This is a genomic window from Bradyrhizobium sp. BWC-3-1 (genome assembly GCF_032917965.1).
In the GTDB taxonomy this organism is placed as follows: Bacteria; Pseudomonadota; Alphaproteobacteria; order Rhizobiales; family Xanthobacteraceae; genus Bradyrhizobium; species Bradyrhizobium canariense_D.
On the sequence record NZ_CP136625.1, the window covers coordinates 1,445,505 to 1,463,031 of the forward strand.

Annotated in this window: 14 protein-coding genes; 6 read left to right on the top strand and 8 right to left on the bottom strand. The window is 65.0% G+C overall.

The annotated features are described in order from the left end of the window. Window positions 1-12: 12 nt before the first annotated feature. A complete protein-coding gene (locus tag RX329_RS07060) occupies window positions 13-1,578 on the top strand; it encodes a glycosyltransferase family 39 protein (RefSeq protein WP_018453677.1) in 1,566 nt (521 codons plus the stop codon). Between the two features lie 193 nt (window positions 1,579-1,771). Here RX329_RS07060 and RX329_RS07065 read toward each other — a convergent pair whose 3' ends face one another. Further along, entirely contained in the window at window positions 1,772-2,800 is a 1,029-nt protein-coding gene (locus tag RX329_RS07065) for a YcjF family protein (protein WP_018453678.1), read from the bottom strand. Then, window positions 2,797-4,266 (bottom strand): YcjX family protein, encoded by a 1,470-nt coding sequence (locus RX329_RS07070; protein ID WP_026232571.1) that lies wholly within the window; start codon window positions 4,264-4,266, stop codon window positions 2,797-2,799. Before RX329_RS07070 ends, RX329_RS07065 begins: the two co-directional genes overlap by 4 nt. A gap of 184 nt (window positions 4,267-4,450) precedes the next feature. Between RX329_RS07070 and trhA the strand changes: the two genes are divergently transcribed. Both trhA and RX329_RS07080 read left to right on the top strand, forming a co-directional pair. Continuing rightward, window positions 4,451-5,146 carry a PAQR family membrane homeostasis protein TrhA gene (gene trhA, locus RX329_RS07075; RefSeq protein WP_018453680.1) on the top strand — a complete coding sequence of 232 codons (696 nt, stop codon included), beginning with the start codon at window positions 4,451-4,453 and terminating at the stop codon, window positions 5,144-5,146. Window positions 5,147-5,202: 56 nt separating this feature from the next. After that, complete coding sequence (locus tag RX329_RS07080) at window positions 5,203-5,997, top strand: SDR family oxidoreductase (protein WP_018453681.1); 795 nt, start codon at window positions 5,203-5,205, stop codon at window positions 5,995-5,997. 60 nt (window positions 5,998-6,057) lie between these two features. Here RX329_RS07080 and mdlC read toward each other — a convergent pair whose 3' ends face one another. The 4 genes from mdlC to RX329_RS07100 all read right to left on the bottom strand — a co-directional run bounded on the left by mdlC (window position 6,058) and on the right by RX329_RS07100 (window position 10,970). Next, complete coding sequence (mdlC, locus tag RX329_RS07085; protein ID WP_085360467.1) at window positions 6,058-7,680, bottom strand: benzoylformate decarboxylase; 1,623 nt, start codon at window positions 7,678-7,680, stop codon at window positions 6,058-6,060. A 139-nt stretch (window positions 7,681-7,819) separates the two neighbouring features. Then, window positions 7,820-8,668, bottom strand: coding sequence for a MaoC family dehydratase N-terminal domain-containing protein (locus tag RX329_RS07090; protein ID WP_085360465.1), 849 nt, complete (start codon window positions 8,666-8,668; stop codon window positions 7,820-7,822). An 18-nt stretch (window positions 8,669-8,686) separates the two neighbouring features. Beyond that, window positions 8,687-9,790, bottom strand: a complete 1,104-nt coding sequence (locus RX329_RS07095) for a CaiB/BaiF CoA transferase family protein (RefSeq protein ID WP_085360463.1) — start codon at window positions 9,788-9,790, stop codon at window positions 8,687-8,689. A 10-nt stretch (window positions 9,791-9,800) separates the two neighbouring features. Then, window positions 9,801-10,970 (bottom strand): acyl-CoA dehydrogenase family protein, encoded by a 1,170-nt coding sequence (locus RX329_RS07100; protein WP_018453685.1) that lies wholly within the window; start codon window positions 10,968-10,970, stop codon window positions 9,801-9,803. Between the two features lie 123 nt (window positions 10,971-11,093). On the opposite strand from RX329_RS07100, the gene RX329_RS07105 reads away from it, so the two are divergent. Next, complete coding sequence (locus RX329_RS07105) at window positions 11,094-12,014, top strand: LysR substrate-binding domain-containing protein (protein WP_085349559.1); 921 nt, start codon at window positions 11,094-11,096, stop codon at window positions 12,012-12,014. A 226-nt stretch (window positions 12,015-12,240) separates the two neighbouring features. Here the strand turns inward: RX329_RS07105 and RX329_RS07110 are convergent, their stop codons facing one another. Both RX329_RS07110 and RX329_RS07115 read right to left on the bottom strand, forming a co-directional pair. Then, window positions 12,241-13,515, bottom strand: coding sequence for a cytochrome P450 (locus RX329_RS07110; RefSeq protein ID WP_018453687.1), 1,275 nt, complete (start codon window positions 13,513-13,515; stop codon window positions 12,241-12,243). Window positions 13,516-13,608: 93 nt separating this feature from the next. After that, window positions 13,609-14,874: a cytochrome P450 gene (locus tag RX329_RS07115; RefSeq protein ID WP_018453688.1), complete on the bottom strand. Its 1,266-nt coding sequence runs from the start codon at window positions 14,872-14,874 to the stop codon at window positions 13,609-13,611. Window positions 14,875-15,253: 379 nt separating this feature from the next. Here RX329_RS07115 and RX329_RS07120 point away from each other — a divergent pair, with 379 nt between their 5' ends. Together RX329_RS07120 and RX329_RS07125 are read left to right on the top strand one after the other, a co-directional pair. After that, a complete protein-coding gene (locus tag RX329_RS07120; RefSeq protein WP_198957621.1) occupies window positions 15,254-16,399 on the top strand; it encodes a YjgN family protein in 1,146 nt (381 codons plus the stop codon). Between the two features lie 3 nt (window positions 16,400-16,402). Beyond that, window positions 16,403-17,512 (top strand): M48 family metallopeptidase, encoded by a 1,110-nt coding sequence (locus tag RX329_RS07125; RefSeq protein WP_085349558.1) that lies wholly within the window; start codon window positions 16,403-16,405, stop codon window positions 17,510-17,512. Window positions 17,513-17,527 lie beyond the last annotated feature (15 nt).

Here is a 17,527-nt window from a genome sequence, read left to right on the forward strand (position 1 = left end):
CCCGACATCACGATGCTCCCCGCCGGCGCGGCGCGCCGGCCGCTCGTCATGGCCGCGGCGATCATCGCCGCGATGACGCTGCTGCGCATCGTCTACGCCTCGGTCATCGAGCTGCGCACGGACGAGGCCTATTACTGGACCTGGTCGCAGGAGACGGCGCTCAGCTTCCTGGATCATCCCCCCGGCATCGCCTGGCTGATCCGGTTCGGTACTGCGATCTTCGGCGACACCACACTCGGTGTGCGCTTCGGCGGCATCGTCGCGATGCTGGTGACGCAGCTCCTGCTCGCGGACATCGTCCGCCGCCTCACTCATGATGTGCGCGCCGTCGTGCTCGCGGTGCTGATGCCGGAGGCCGCGCTCTATTACGGACTGCTGATGGCCAAGGTCGCGCCCGATGTCGCCATGATCCCGTTTGCGGTGGCAATGATGTGGTGCCTGGTGCGGCTCGCGCAGGGCGGCGACGGCCGCTGGTGGCTCGCGGCCGGCCTGTTCGCCGGGCTCGCGATGCTGTCGAAATTTACCGTGATCATGTTCGCACCGGCGGTTGCCGCCTTTCTGCTGGTGCCGGATTGGCGCTGGCGCTGGTTGCGCAGCCCCTATCCTTATCTCGCGGTCCTGATCGCAATCGCCGTGTTCTCGCCGGTCCTGATCTGGAACGTGCAGCACGACTGGGCCGCGATTCGCTTCCAGGGTGTGCGCGCCACCACCAGCTACGGCATCTCGCTCCGCACATTCGGCGACTACATCGGCCTGCAATTCGGACTGGTCGGCTTCGTCATGCTGCCGGTGGTACTGACGGGGGTGGTGCTGACGGCGTGGCGCGGCTATAGCACGCGCGAGCCGGTCGCGATTTTGCTGTCGACCGCGGTCCTGGTGCCGTTTCTCTATTTCCTGGCGAAATCGCTGACCCTCCGCGTCGGCGACACCTGGCCGATGTTCATGTGGCCGGTCGGTTTCGCCGCCGCCGCTGTCAACCTCACCATGCTGTCGCGTGAAAAATGGTCGGCGCGGATGATCAGATCGTCGCTGTTCTGGGTCAACACGGCGGTGGTCTCCGGCACCGCCTTTGTCGTCATCGTGTTCCTCTACTACGTCGCCGCGCCCTGGAATTTACTTGGCAAGATCGATCCGATCGGTGCCGAGTCCGGTTACGAGCAGGTCGCCGCGCGCGCACAGGCCGCATTGGACGAGACTGGCGCGACCTGGATCGCCACCACGGACTACCGCACCTATGCCATGATGCGCTGGCTGTTCAGGGGCCGGGTGCCGGTGATCGAGATCAACGAGCGCGGCCGCTTCCAGGACTTTCGCGATCCGGGCATGGACCGGATCAAGGGCCACGTCGGCATCTATGTCGGGCGCGAGCCGGACAATCGCTCATCACTGTGGGAGAACATCCCCGCCAAGCGCGAGCCGCTCGGTCAGGTCGAGCGCCGCTGGCGCGGTCTCGTGATGGACACGTACACGCTGGAAAAGCTCACCGGCTGGACCCCAGAGCTGTCGCCGCCGAAAGACTCGCCGCTGTTCCGGTGGCGCGTGCTGGCGGGCGAGTTTGAGCGGCGTACGCTCGCCTAGCAAGGCGGCCTTCTTCCTTCTCCCCTTGCGGGAGAAGGTGGCGCGAAGCGCCGGATGAGGGGTCTCTATCCGCTAAGACGACTGCGAGAGGCGCGCGCGGAGAGAACCCCTCACCCGTCTCGCCGCTCTGCGGCGAGCCACCCTCTCCCGCAAGGGGAGAGGGGAAAACGAGTCCGCCGCGCAAGATGGCGTTCTACTCTTCCTCGTCCTTCTTCCGCAGCAGATCCGTCGCGAGGTCCGACAGCTTCGGCGGCGGCAGTGCGGCGAACGGCAACGGCCGTGTGACGTCGATTGCGGCGAGGCCGAGCCGCGCCGTCAGTAATCCATTCAGCATGCCTTCGCCCAGCCGCTGCGACAGCTTCGCCGCAATGCCGTGGCCGAGCATCTGCTGCACCAGGCTGTCGCTCGCCGCCATGCCGCCGGTGATGGCGAGATGGGCGATGACATGGCGGAGCAGGCGGATCATGCCCAGCGCGCCAGGCCGGCCGCCATAGAGGAAAGCGAGCTGGCGGATCAGGCGCAGCGACACGATGAACACAAACATCACGTCGATCGCCGCTCGCGGGCTCACCGCCGTGACGATTGAGACTTTTTGCGCGGCTGACGACACCAGCCGCCGCGCCTCGATGTCCAGCGGCGACATCAATTCGCGCTCGGCGAGCCGGATCATGTCGGCGCCGTCGATGATCTCGCCGGCGTGGCTCTCCAGGGCGGCACGGGCGCGCGCGAGCTGCGGGTTCTGATGCGCTATCTTGAGCAGATCCTGCACGATGATGCGGCTCTCCTTGCGATCGTCGCTGGCAAGAACAGCGGCTGCGCGCTGATGCAGCTTTTCGATGGTTGCTAGCCGCGCCAGCCCGAAAGCCTCGCGTCCGGTCACCACCGCGAGCGCAAGCGCGGTGATGAAGGCAAGGGCCACTCCGACGAAGCCGAGGCTGTCGCTGCGCGCAAACAGATCCTCGATCAGACGGACGACGCCGAGTCCGACCCCGAGCAGCGTCAGCCCGGCAACGCCGGACCAGAACATTGGGCCCCAGGGAAAGCCGCGCCGCGCCGGAAGCGTCGCTGCGATTGGCACCGGCAAATTCGCCGGATCGGGCTCCGGCGTGATCTGGATGGTGGTACGGCCGAGCCGGGTCGTCTCGTCGGCCTCGGTGACGACGACGCCGGGGTCGTCGAGCCGGAACGTCGCCGGTCGCCGTGGCTTCGATCGGTCGTTCATGACAATTTGTCTCCGATCAGGAACTGCAAGGCACGGTCGAGGCGGATGTGAGGCAGCGCCGGGTGGTCGGCCCCCTCACGTTCGAGCTTCGGCGGACGGAAGCGCAGGAAGCGAAAATCGCTCTTCCCGGCGGCCTCGGTCGAGAGGCCGCGGAATGCGTCGGTGCCGTTGAACAACGGCTCGGGATCCAAGGGCAGGTCGCCCGGAAAGGTTGCCACCTCGGTGCTGCCGTCGAAGAATTCGCCGCCGGCGCTTTCTCCCGCGGCGGGCGTTCCCAAGATCGACGGCAATTTGTCACGGCCATGCGCGACCTGCGCCTCGCGCGTGGCGCGGACGGCGGCGAGCGCGACGACGTCGATCGCCGCACCGGTATTTTCCGCGCGCGCAACGGCGCGGGTGACCGCGCGGCGCAGCACGGCCTCGAGCCGGTCATGGCTGGAATGATGCAGATGATCCGCCTTGGTCGCCGCGAACAGCACGCGGTCGATCCGCGGCCGGAACAGGCCGGAGAGGAATGTGCTGCGGCCGATGTTGAAGCAGTCGAGAATGCCCGCGAGTGCGGCTTCGAGATCGTGCAGCGCTTCGGGGCCGGCGTTGAACGCGGCGAGCGCGTCGGCCAGTACGATCTGGCGATCGAGCCGAGCAAAATGATCGCGGAAGAACGGCCGCACCACGACGTCCTTGTAGGCCTCATAGCGGCGCACCATCATCGCCCACAGCGATCCCTCCGGCGCCTGGCCACCCGCGGGTACGTCGAGCGGCGCAAAGGTCAGCGCCGGTGTGTCGGCGAGATTGCCCGGCATCAGGAAGCGGCCGGGCGGCAGCAGGCTCATCGCAAACCGCTCGTCGCGGCAGCCTTGCAAATAGCCCCTGAAGAGCTTTGCGGCCGTCAGCGTCGCCTGCTCGTCCTCGCGCGCCTCGGGCTTGAGCGTTGCGAGATGCGCGTGCCAATCCGCGGCAAGATGGACGCGCGGCGCCTCGCGTGACAAGGCGAGACTTTCGGCCGACCATTGCTCAAAACTCTTCTGAAGCAGCGGCAGGTCGAGCAGCCACTCGCCGGGATAGTCGACGATGTCGAGCGTCAGCGTGCGGTCGGCGCCGTTCTGGCGCTGGTAGTCGATGACGAGCCTGAGCTCGCTGATGTCGACAGTCGAGTTCGGCCAGCGCCGCTCCTCGATCAGCGCGCGCAGATGGCTCTCATAGGCAAAGCGCGGCACCGCGTCGTCCGGCTGCGGCGCCAGATGCGCCCGCGCGATCCGCCCGGATGAATAGGCCTCGAACACCGGAAACCGGCCGCCACGGGTGAGGCCGTGGATCAGCGCGGTAATGAACACCGTCTTGCCGGCCCGGGACAGGCCGGTAACCCCCAATCGTACCGTCGGATTGAAGAAATGCTCGCCGTAGTCGATCAGCGCCCGAGCCGACAGGCGCGCCTCCTCGATCATATCCTGGAAACTAAATGCCATATGAACGTTGGGAATCCCGGGCGAGGGCGGATAGGCAAAAAGGACTAATCACAAAAGTGGCAACTGCCTGAGGAAAATCAAGCTTCATACTTCCACCGTCTTTGTCGGCAAATCAGCCGTTTGAACGACGCGCCGATCCCGAAACACCCATACAAGAGGGTATTAACTCACCTTGCGGATTGCCATGACCGTCTTCCAATTGAAACAGCTCGCATCCTCCTCCGTCCACGCAGCCGCCGACGCGGTCGGCTGGCATTACGACCGCGCCGAGTTGATCGCCGACGGCGTGATCCACGCGATCGGCGTGCTCTGCGGCATCATTGCCGCGACCGTGCTGGTGGTGCTGACGGTGCTCTTTGCCGACGCGACCGACATCGTCGGCGTCTCGATCTACGTCGCCGGCCTGCTTTCGATGCTGGTGTTGTCGGCGACCTATAATCTGTGGCCAGTCTCGCCGGCCAAATGGCTGCTGCGGCGCTTCGACCATTCGGCGATCTATCTCCTGATCGCGGCGACCTACACGCCGTTCATCCTGGAGGTGAAGGACAGTGGGTTCGCGCTGGTGCTGCTCGCCGGCGTCTGGTGCGTGGCGCTCCTCGGCATCGTGCTGAAACTTCTCTACCCCGGCCGGTTCGACCGCGTTGCGGTCGGGATCTACCTAGCGATGGGCTGGAGCGGCATCATGCTCTACGATTCCGTGGTCAAGGCGCTGCCTGCGCTGGTGCTGGGCTTCGTCCTTGCGGGTGGACTGCTCTACAGCTTCGGCGTGATCTTTCATGCCTGGCGGCGGCTGCGCTTCCAGAATGCGATCTGGCACGGCTTTGTCTTGGCCGGCGCGGCGTGCCATTATACCGCGGTGCTCGACCTCGTGTTGAGCTGAGCAAGCTCCGCGAAGCGCAATAAGCCAAAACGGTACAAGACAAGAGGAGACGTCGCATGCAGGTGACCGGCAAGGTCGTGGTCGTCACGGGCGGCGCCAACGGCATCGGCAAGGCGCTGTGCGAAGCCTTTCACAAGGCGGGTGCGGCCAAGGTCGTCGTCGCCGACATGGACGCGGACAACGCGCGGGCGGTCGCGGCCACGGTGGATGGCGCGGCCTTCAAATGCGATGTCGCGCAGGAAAAGGATATTTCCCACGTCATCGAGGAGACCGAGCGTCAGTTCGGCCCGATCGAATTGTTCTGCTCCAATGCCGGCATCGGCGGCGGCTTCGACCCGATGTCGGTCAATGCCGGCGGCGCCTCGGATGAGCCCTGGCAGCGCAGCTGGGCGATCCACGTCATGGCGCATGTCTATGCGGCGCGGCATCTGATCCCGCGCATGAAGGCGCGCGGCGGCGGCTATTTCCTTAACACGATCTCGGCCGCCGGCCTGCTGTCGCAGGTCGGCAGCCCGGCTTACTCCACCACCAAGCATGCCGCGGTCGGCTTTGCCGAAAATCTCGCGATCTCGCACAAGGCGCACAACATCCGTGTCTCGATCCTCTGCCCGCAGGGCGTGGACACCAACATGCTGCGTTCGATCCCCAAAGGCCCGCAATCCGGCGACGGCGACCTGTCGCCCGAGCAGGTCGCCAAGGACGTGCTCGCCGGTCTCGATCAGGAGACGTTCCTGATCCTGCCGCACCCGCAGGTGCTCGGCTACATGCGCAAGAAGACCGAGAATTACGACCGTTGGATCGGCGGCATGGCCAAGATCCAGGCTAAGATGCGGGAAGATTTCGGGACGTAGGAAGGGGCCTGCCACGACCTCCGGTGTCGTCCTGGCTTTCGCCAGGACGACGGTCGGCCCTCAATGCTTCTGCCCGTACAGCACCGGCACCGCCGAATCCACGACCACCTCCACCAGGCTCGTCCCTTCGAATGCCATCCCGCGCTTGAGCGCCTCGCCCAGTTCGGCCGCCTTGCTCACCCGCACCGCATGGCAGCCCATGCCCTCGGCCAGCCGCACGAAATCGATCCCCGGCAACTCGAGTCCCGGCACGTTCCTCACCTGCATCACCTGGCTGAACGAGCGCATCGCGCCGTAGCCGGAATTGTTGATGACGATGATCGTGAGCGGCAGCTTGCGCTGCGCGGCGGTCCACAGCGCCTGGATCGAATACATCGCCGAGCCGTCACCGATCAGGCACACCGTGCGGCTCGCCGGCTTGCCGAGCGCCATGCCGACCGCGGCCGGCAGCGAGTAGCCGAGGCCTCCGCTCGCCATGGTGTAAAAACTGTCCTGGCCGCGCATCGGCATGAACTTTTGCATGGCCGGCCGGTGCGAGGGGATTTCCTCGACCAGCGACGCGCCGTCCGGCATCGCCTGCGACAGCGAATGCAGCAGGAATTCGACCGGCAACGGATCGGCGGCTTGCGGCGTCGGCGGCAGCGTTCGCCCCTTCGGTGCCGCGCGCTTGCTCTCCGGCAAGAGGTCGAGCAGCATTGCGAGCGCCGGCTTCATCGTCGCGATGATGCTGGTGCCGACGGGCGTTACCGCCGCGGCATCGGGGTCATCGGTGATCTGGAAGATCGTCGCGCCGCCGTCGAAGATCGCGGCATGGCCTTCGACGTGGAAGGTGAACACCGGCGCGCCGATCACGACGACGAGGTCGTGCTCGCGCAGCGCGTCCGACAATTGCGCCGGCGAGGCATGCAGGAAACCCGCGAACTGGGGATGACGTTCCGGGAACGAGCAGCGCGCCGAAAACGGGCTGACCCAGACGCTGGCCCTGGCCTTCTCGGCGACGCGCACCATCAGGTCGACCGCGCCGGCGCGATCGACGCCGGGGCCGACGACGACGGCAGGGTGCTTGGCCGAGCCGAGCGCGGTGACCAGCGCCTTCATCGCGTCAGCTTCGGGCCCGATCTCGCGGCTGACCTTGCGCGCTTCGACGGGAGCTGTCGCATGCGCCCAGTCGTCGACCGGGATCGACACGAAGGTCGGCCCGCATGGCGGCTGCATCGCGGTGCAATAGGCGCGCGCGATGGCGGCCGGAACGTCCTCGGGCCGCGCCGGCTCCACGCTGTACTTCACATAAGGCCTCGGGAATTCGGACGCACGCTCCGCATACAGGAACGCCTGCAACGGCAGGATCGAGCGTGCCTGCTGGCCCGCGGTGATCACCAGCGGCGTCTGGTTGCGATGCGCGGTATAGATGTTGCCCAGCGCGTTGCCGACGCCGGCGGCCGAATGCAGATTGACGAAGCCGGCATTGCGCGTCGCCTGCGCATAGCCGTCGGCCATGCCGACGGCGGAGGCTTCCTGAAGCGCGAGCACGTAGTCGATGTCGTCGGGCCAGTCGCTCAGGAACGGCAGCTCGGTCGAGCCGGGATTGCCGAATACCTTCTTGATGCCGAAGGAGCGTAGCAGGTCGAGCGTCGCCTGCTTGACGGTGACGGATTTGCTGCCGGTCGTGCCGTTCTTCGCCATGGTTTCCGTTCCTCTAATTCCTCTTCCTGAGGAGCGCGTCTTCGCGCGTCTCGAAGGATGAAGGCCCGGCTGGTGGCCTCGCCCTTCGAGACGCGCGCAAAGGGCGCGCTCCTCAGGGTGAGGGTCTAGCAGCAGTGTATCACCACACCGCGGTCCCCTTCATCGTCGGCTGCCCCTCCGCGTTCGCGGTCCACAGCTCCATGCCATCAGCGGTCTCGTTGGCGTTGATGGAAAATTCGCTGCCCTCGAACAGCGGTTGCACCCCGCGATAAGTAAACCTCTTCGGCGCCTTGCCGCCGTGCAGCTTCGCCGCCATCTCGATGATGAACGTTGCCTGCAGCGGCCCGTGGAAGATCAGGCCCGGATATCCCTCGACCTTGGTGACGTAGTCGCGGTCGTAATGGATGCGGTGGCCGTTGAAGGTCAGCGCGGAATAGCGAAACAGCAGCACGGGATCGGAGACATGCGTCTGGCGATGCTGCGCCTTCGGCGGCGGAGGCGGCGCCTTTGCCGGCGCGGACGTCGTCGTCATCTCGCGATAGACGATGTCCTGCCGCTCGCGGATGGCGATGCCGCGCGGCGAGGAGATGCTGTGCTCGACCGAGACGAAGCACAGCGTGCCGGTCGAGCCGGTCTTCACCTGTACGTCCGCGATGCGCGAGCTCCGCGTCGATTCGTCGCCGACGCGCAGCGGCTGCAGGAACTCGATCTCGCCGCCGGCCCACATCCGGCGCGGCAGCGGCACCGGCGGCAGGAAGCCGCCGCGGGTGGGGTGGCCGTCGGGGCCGAGCATCGACATCGGAAACACCGGCTGCGCCAGGCACCAATGCACCGTGAACGGCGCCGCGTCGCCCGGCTTGGGCGCGCCGACCTCCTGGAACAGCGTCGCGCGCAGGCCCTTCACGAGCAGCGCGGTGACGGTGTCGGTTGCCTCTTCGCTGCGGCCGATCCATTGCCTGAGATGGTCGATGTCGAGCTTCTCGGTCATGACGCCTCGCGCTTGTTGTTACGATTTCTTGGCCGGTCGTTCGCCGATCGCCGGTACAGCACCATAGCTGCGCGTCTCGCCGACAATGATCGGCGCAGGCGCGGGATAGCTGACGCGTCCTTGCGGCGTGTCCACCTCGATGCGGCGCAGATGCGGATGCTTGGTGAGGTCCGCCATGGTGTTGACCTCGGCAAAGGCGATGTCGGCCTCGGACAGCCGCTTCAATAGCTCATCGCGCGTCATCTTGCCGAAGGCATCCGCGACCGTCTTGTCGGTGAAGTCGCGGTTGCGCACGCGCTCGACCATGTTGGCCACGCGCGGATCGGCGGGCAGATCCGGCTGGTCCAGCACTTTTGCGCAAAGCGTCTTCCATTCGCGCTCGCTCTGGATCGAGATCAGGATGTCCTTGCCGTCGCTGGACGTGAACACGCCATAGGGCGCGATCGAGGGATGGCGCAGCCCCATGCGCTTGGGCGGATTGCCGGCTTCGGAATTGAGCAGCGGCACGGTGCACCAGTCCGCCATCACGTCGAACATGGAGATGCGGATGTCGGCGCCCTTGCCGGTGCGTCCGCGCCCGATCAGCGCCTCCAGGATCGCCGCATGCGCGGTGGCGCCGGTCGCGACGTCGACGATGGACATGCCGACGCGCGAGGCGCCGTCGGGATTGCCGGTGATTGAGGCAAGGCCGCTCTCGGCCTGGATCAGGAGATCATAGGCCTTGCGGTGCGCATAGGGGCCGTCGTCGCCATAGCCGGTGATCGTGCACGAAATCAGCCTGGGATAATCCTTCAAGAGCCGCTCCCGCGAAAAGCCGAGTTTGTCCATCGAGCCCGGCTTGAGGTTCTGGATCAGCACGTCGGCGCTCGCGATCAGTCGCTCCAGTTCGGCGCAACCTTCCTTGGTGGCGAGATCGACCACCGCGGATTGCTTGCCTCGGTTGAGCCACACGAAGTAGCTGCTCTGGCCCTTGGCCGCCGCGTCATAGCCGCGGGCGAAATCGCCCTCGGGCCGCTCGATCTTGATGACTTCCGCGCCGGCATCCGCCAGCCGCGACGAGCAGAACGGTGCCGCCACCGCCTGCTCGACCGCAATCACCCTGATCCCGTCAAGTGCTCCCATGATGGCTGCCTCAGTACGAGCGGGGCATGCCGAGGACGTGCTCGGCGATGAAGGACAGCACGAGATTGGTCGAGATCGGCGCGACCTGATAGAGCCGCGTCTCACGGAATTTGCGCTCGACGTCGTACTCCTCGGCGAAGCCGAAGCCGCCATGGGTCTGGACGCAGGCATTCGCCGCTTCCCAGGACGCATCGGCCGCGAGCATCTTGGCCATGTTGGCCTCCGCGCCGCAGTCGAGCCCGGCCTCGTATTTGCGCGTCGCTTCCTTCACCATCAGTTCGGCCGCGCGCATCGCGGCGTAGGCCTTGGCGATCGGGAACTGGATGCCTTGGTTCTGGCCGATCGGCCGGCCGAAAACGCTGCGCTCCTTGGCGTAGCTGGTGGCCTTGGCGATGAACCATTTGGCGTCGCCGACGCATTCGGCAGCAATCAAAATGCGCTCGGCATTCATGCCGGAGAGGATGTAGCGAAAGCCCTTGCCCTCTTCGCCGATCAGATTTTCCGCCGGCACCTTCATGTCGGTAAAGAACACTTCGGTGGTGGCATGGTTCATCATGGTGCGGATCGGGCGGATCTCGAGGCCCTTGTTCTTGGCCTCGCGCATGTCGACGATGAACACCGAAAGTCCATCCGTGCGCTTCTTGACCTGGTCCTTCGGCGTGGTCCGCGCCAGCAGGAGCATCAGGTCGGAATGTTCGGCGCGGCTGGTCCAGATCTTCTGGCCGTTGACCACGTAACCGGCATTGCCGTCCTTGCGCGCAAAGGTCTTCAGCGAAGTGGTGTCGGTGCCGCTGGTCGGCTCGGTGACGCCGAAGGCCTGCAGCCGTAATTCGCCGCTCGCGACCTTCGGCAGATATTTTGCCTTCTGCTCGTCATTGCCGTGCCGCAGCACGGTGCCCATCGTGTACATCTGGGCGTGGCAGCCGCCGCCGTTGCAGCCCGCGCGCTGGATCTCTTCGAGGATCGCCGCGGCCGCTGAAAGCTTCAAGCCCGCGCCGCCATATTCCTCGGGGATCAGCACCGAGAGATAGCCGGCCTCGGTCAGCGCGTCGACGAAGGCCTTGGGGTAGGCCATCTCACGGTCGAGCTTGCGCCAGTATTCGCCGGGAAACTGCGCGCAGAGCTTTGCGACGGCTTCGCGGATGTCGGCGTGATCTTCGGTGTGGTGTTCTTCACTCATGGGGTTTCCCGTATGTGCGGCAGTTAAGATAACGCCGGCCGATCCTCTGGCGTTGTGAAAACACTGCCAGCCCCTATGCTCATTTGCTATAGCGTATGGAGTAGCCTTCCAGGATTGGCAAGCATGGATTTCCGTCAGCTCAGGACCTTCAGTTGCGTGGCGGAGCTCGGCAGCCTCTCCAAGGCGTCCGATACGTTGCGCGTGGCGCAGCCGGCGCTCTCCAGGCAGATCAAGCTCCTGGAACACGAGCTGCGCACGGAATTGTTCACCCGCAACGGCCGCGGCATGGTGCTCACGGATGCCGGCCGCCTCTTGCTGGCGCGCACCTCCGGCATCGTGCGGCAGATCGACCAGATCCGCGACGACATCCAGTCGTCCAAGGGGCCGCCATCGGGCCAGGTCGTGCTCGGCCTGGTCCCGACCGTGAGCTGCGTGCTGTCGGCGCGCTTCGCGCGGCGCTGCGTCGAAAAATTTCCCGGCATTTCGCTGCGCATCGTCGAGAGCTACAGCGGCCATCTCGTCGAATGGCTGCATCGCGGCGAGATGGATCTCGCCATCCTCTACGGCCGCTCCGCCGATCTGCATCTCAACGTGGAGAGCTTGGGGCGCGACAACATCGTCGCGGTTGGTCCGCGCGGTTGTGGCCTCGCGCGCAAGAAGAGCGTCGATGTCGGCTGGCTGCTGCGGCAACGGCTGGTGCTGCCCAGTCATTCCCACGGTCTCCGTGCGCTGATCGAGCATGCGGCGGCCCAGCGCAAGATCAAGCTCAACGTCCAGCTCGAAGCGGATTCGTTCCGCGTGCTCACGAGCCTCGTCGAGGAAGGCCTCGGCTTCGCGCTGCTGCCGCCCTCGTCGGTCCACGGCGAGGTCGCGGACGGGCGGCTGGAAACGGCTGTCGTCTCGAAGCCGATGACGCGCGAACTCATATTCGCCTCTCCGATCGACCGTCCGGTCTCGACGGCCTCGCTTGCCGTCACCGCCCTCCTGCGCGAGGAAGTCGCCGCCTGCCGCAAGGACGGCGTGTGGGACATCAAGTTGAGTTAGATGTGGCGGTGCGGTTTAGGACAGAAGGCCGTATGCGACCCATCGCATGTTGCGCGAGCTGTCATGCCGGAATTTTATAGCTGGGGTGGAGTCGCCCGCTCTCAATCCACCCTCGGTGTCATTGCCGCGAAGGCGGGCAAATCCAGTATTCCAGAGCCCGCAGTGCTTGAGCCGAGAAGCCGCGGCATACTGGACGCCCCGCTTTCGCGGGGCATCACAGTGGGGCCTACCCCGGTATCCTCACCGGCAGCGACTCGTACCCCTTGATGAAGCTCGAATAGATCCGCTTGGGCTCGCCGACCACCTCGATGCGGTCGAAGCGCTTCAGCATCTCTTCCCAGACGATCTTGAGCTGGAGTTCGGCGAGGCGCATGCCGACGCAGCGGTGGATGCCGAAGCCGAAGGAGAGATGGGTCCGCGGCCGCGGGCGGTCGATGATGAACTCGTTCGGCTTTTCGAACATCTCCTCGTCGCGATTGCCGGAGACGTACCACATCACGACACGGTCGCCCTTCTTGATGTGCTTGCCGCCAACTTCAGTGTCCTGCAGCGCGGTGCGCCGCATGTGCGCGAGCGGGGTCTGCCAGCGGATCACTTCGGGCACCATGGAATCGATCAGTTCCGGGTTGGCGCGCAGCCTGTCGTACTGCTCCGGATTCTCGTTCAATGCCAGCACCGAGCCGGTCATGGTGTTGCGCGTGGTGTCGTTGCCGCCGACGATGAGCAGGATGATGTTGCCCATGAGATTATCGGGGTCCATGAAGCGCGTGGCATCGTTGTGCGCCATCAGCGACAGCAGGTCGTTGCGCGGCGCGGAGTTGACGCGCTCGTTCCAGAGCTTGGACATGTAGGCGTAGCATTCGTCCATCTCGCGGCGGCGCTCTTCGGCCGAGGCCACGATGCCGCTCTTGGGCAGCGCGGTCGCGACATCGGACCAGCGCGTCAGCTTGCGCCGTTCTTCCCAGGGGAAGTCGAACAGGGTGGCTAGCATCTGCGTCGTCAGCTCGATCGAGACGCGCTCGACGAAATTGAAGGTCTCGTTGCGCGGCAGATTGTCGAGCACGGTCTGCGAGCGCTGGCGGATCAGTTTCGCCAGTTCGTCCAGATGCGTCGGCGTGAACATCGGCGACACCGTCTTGCGCTGCGACGAATGACGCGGCTGGTCCATGGCGATGAAGCTCGGCCAGTCATAGCCTTCCGGCACGTCGCGGATCCCGATGCCACCGAGCGTTGAATCCGAGGAGAACAGGCCGTGATTGGTGTCGACATGCATGATGTCGTTGTACTTCACCACCGACCAATACGGCTCGATCGGCGCATTGGTGCAGTAATGCACCGGCTCTTCCTTGCGCAGCCGCTCGAACCACGGCCACAGGGTGTCGTCCTGGAACAGCCTGGGCGCGCCCGGGTGGAATTGCGCCAGCGGCGTCGCATAGGCCTCCTCGCGCGCCCTGCGCATGCGTTCGGCCTTGTCCACTTGAACCGGCGCTTGGATGTTCATGGTGGTTTGCTCCAGTTGCTTGCTTAACCTCTCCCGCGTGCGGGAGAGGGGGCACAGCTTCCTTGTGGACGTGTCGAACTCATCTTTGCGAATCTAAGCCGCGATCTTCACCGGCAAGGTTTCAAGACCCTTCACGAAACTCGAATAGACCCGCTTGGGTTCGCCGACCACCTCGATATGGTCGAATCGCTTGAGGATCTCTTCCCAAATAATCTTGAGCTGGAGTTCGGCAAGCCGCAAGCCGACGCAGCGGTGGATGCCGAAGCCGAACGAGAGATGGGTGCGCGGCCGCGCGCGGTCAATGATGAATTCGTAAGGCTTTTCGATCGCATCGGCGTCGCGGTTGCCCGAGACGTACCACATCACGACCTTGTCACCTTTCTTGATCTGCTTGCCGCGGAACTCGAAGTCCGCAAGCGCTGTGCGCCGCATATGGGCCAGCGGCGTCTGCCAGCGGATCACTTCCGGCACGAAGCTGTCGAGAAGCGCTGGGTTTTCGCGCAGCTTGCGATATTGCTCCGGGTGCTGGCTCAGCGCGTGGAGCGAGCCCGACATGGTGTTGCGGGTGGTGTCGTTGCCGCCGACGATCAGAAGGATGAGATTGCCGAGGAAGTTCTTCGCGTCCATGTCGCGCGTCGCGGCGCCATGCGCCATCATTGACAACAGGTCGCTCTTCGGCGGCTGTTCGATGCGTTCCTTCCACAGTCGCGTGAAATAGCCCGCGCATTCCGTCAGCTCGGCCTGACGCTCGTCTTCGGTGGCGACGAGGCCGTCGGGGCCGGGAATGGTGGTCGCGATGTCCGACCAGCGCGTCAGCTTGCGGCGATCCTCCCAGGGAAAGTCGAACAGCACCGCGAGCATCTGCGTGGTGAGCTCGATCGAGACATGGTCGACCCAGTCGAACACCTCGCCGCGGGGCAGATTGTCCAGGCACTCGGCCGAGCGCTGGCGGATGCTCAGCGCGAGATTGTCCAGATGCGTCGGCGTGAACATCGGCGCCACGGTCTTGCGCTGCGCCGCATGGCGCGGCGGGTCCATCGAGATGAAGCTCTCGCGGCGCAGTTCCGGATCGATGTCGCGGATGGTGATGCCGCCGAGCGAGGAGGCCGAGGAGAATACCGAATGATTGGTCTCGATCTCCATGATGTCGTTGTAGCGCGTCACCGACCAATACGGCCCGAACATCGAGTCCTTGCAATAGTGCACGGGATCTTCGCGGCGCAGGCGATCGAAATAGGGCCAGAACGTATCGGTCCTGAACAGCTCTGGGTCGCCCGGATCGAACTGCTCCAGCGGCAGTGACGTAGCGCGTGCGCGTAACGCGTCGAGCTTCGCCGCGTTTTCGATGGTCCCATGCATGATCGCTCTCCCTGACATCAACCGCGCGTTCTCGTTGAATTCTGCGCTGCGGTATTTGATTTGCAATTACAGCCGGTTGTCTGCGCCGGAGCAAGGGCGAGTTTTGCCACATGGGTGTGATGTAGCCCGGATGGAGCGGAGCGAAATCCGGGATTCGGTCCGCCACTGCCGCTGTCCCGGATTGCGCTGCGCTCCATCCGGACTACGAGGCCATTGATCCAACAACGTGATCTCGCGCACGCCCTCGGCCGTGGAATCGTGCCAGAAATCGACCGGAATCGAGCTAAATCGAACCCGCCCATCTTGGGGATCGACTAATCTCTGATCTATAAGTTTGATCGAACCAGGTCCGCACCCCGAGGTTGCCGCCGTGAACGACATGCAATGGGCCCCCATCGGCTCCGAACCCTTACCCCCGCCGCTGCCGCCCACGCGGGTCGATTTCACCGGCAACCGTACCGAGTTTCGAAAATTGGTCACCAAGGGTGCCCTGCTCGAGCTCGTCACCTTCGGCTTCTACCGGTTCTGGCTCGTTACCGACATCCGCCGTCATCTGTGGGCGAACACCGCGGTTGATGGCGATGCCGCCGAATATACCGGGCGGGCCAAGGAGCTGCTGGTCGGCTTCCTGTTCGCGCTCGCGATCCTGGTGCCGATCTACCTCGCTTACTTCCTTGTCGGTATCGAGTTCGAACGCTGGCAGGGCTTTGCCTCGACGCCGCTGTTCATCAGCTTCTACGCCTTTGGTCAGTTTGCGATCTTTCGCGCGCGGCGCTATCGCCTGACGCGCACGGTCTGGCGCGGCGTGCGGTTCTGGATGGACGGATCGGGCTGGGCCTATTCGTTCCGCGCCATGCTATGGGGCTTGCTCGTGTTCCTGACGCTCGGGCTCGCATTGCCGTGGCGCGAAGCCTCGCTCGAACGCTACAAGCTGCGGCACACCCATTACGGCGATTTACGCGGCGATTTCGAAGGCGACGGCTGGACATTCTTCAAGCGCGGCTGGTGGCTGTGGCTGCTGAGCCCGATCGCGATGGTGATCTTCCCGCTCGCGCCGTTCTTCTATGCCGAGTTCAAGGCGCGCGAGTGGCGCTGGTGGCTCGACGGTATCCGCATCGGCGACGTCAGCGTGTCCTCGCAATTGCCGCACAACGCATTCTACGCGTTGTACTGGAAAGTGATCGGCTGGTGGATGCTGCTCTCGGCCATCTTCGCCGCCTATATCGGCGGAGCGACCATGCTCGTCGTCAAGCTGAGCGGTCTTTCGGTCGAGCAGGCGTTGGTGCCGGGCAATGCCGCCAAGAGCATCCCGACGCTGGTGATGATGGTGATCGGCTACTTCGCACTCGCTCTCGCCCTCAACATCGTCATGCGGGTCTATCTCCAGCGCGATCTCTGGGCCAAGGTGCTGGAAACTGTCGAGGTGCACAACATCGGAGCCGCGGCGGATGTGCGCGGCAGCGCCGAGCTCGCCAGCGCGCTCGGCGAAGGCTTTGCCGATGGACTCGATGTCGCGGGATTCTGAGCTGTGAGTGAGTTGTCCACAGAGGTCCCGGCGCAATCCGCAAAGCCGACGATCTTCTTCGACGGCGTGTCGAGCCGCAGGCGGCAGGTGGCGCTGACGCTCGGTGACGCGCTCGAGATCCTCGAAGAGGGTGCGACGCCCGTTCGCTGGGCCTATGCCGACATCCGCCGCGCCGATAGCCCGCCCGGCATCTTGCGGCTCGCCTGCGCTTCCGCTCCGCCGCTGGCCCGGCTGGAAATCCGCGACGCTCTGCTCGCGTCAGACGTGACCGCGCGCTGCATGCGGCTCGACGAGCACCAGACCTCGCGCCGCGGGGTCGCAAAAATCGTCGGCTGGTCGATGGCTGCCGCCGTCTCCATTGTCTGCGTCGTGCTGTTCGGCGTGCCGCTCGCTGCCGACCGCCTCGCGCCGCTGGTGCCGAAACCGATCGAGCGGCGCATTGGAGATGCGGCGGAGGTTCAGGTGAAGACGATCTTCGGGCGCAGCGAGTGCCAGGATGGGGCGGGGAAAGCGGTCTTCGTCAAGCTCGTCAATCGGCTGCGCGATGCCGCCGGCCTCGACGACGATTCCATGACCGCGGGCGTGCTGCCGACCCCGGTGCCGAACGCGTTCGCGCTGCCGGGCGGCAAGGTGTTCGTGCTGAAGGGCCTGCTCGACAAGGCCGAAAATGCCGACGAGATCGCCGGCATCCTCGCCCACGAGCTCGGTCATCTCAAGCATTACGACAACATGCGCGGCCTGATCTACAACGGCGGCACCTCGTTCCTGATCGGCCTGTTGTTCGGCGACGTCACTGGCTCGAGCGCCGTGATCTTCGCCTCGCGCAGCGTGGTTGAGGCTTCCTATTCGCGCGAGGCCGAGACCGCTGCGGATACGTTTGCCATCGAGATCATGCACAAGCTCGGCCGTTCGCCTAAGCCTGCAGCCGAATTGATGTTCCGCATCACCGGCAAGGAAGGCGGCGGCCTCACGTCGATCCTGGCGAGCCATCCGCTGACCGAGGACCGCCTCGCGCGCATGACGAAAGAAGACCGCCCCGCCAGCGGCCCGCCGCTGCTCACGGATGCGGAGTGGCAGGCGCTGAAGGGGATCTGCGGCAGCGGCAAGGTGTGACGGCCCGCCCTCAGC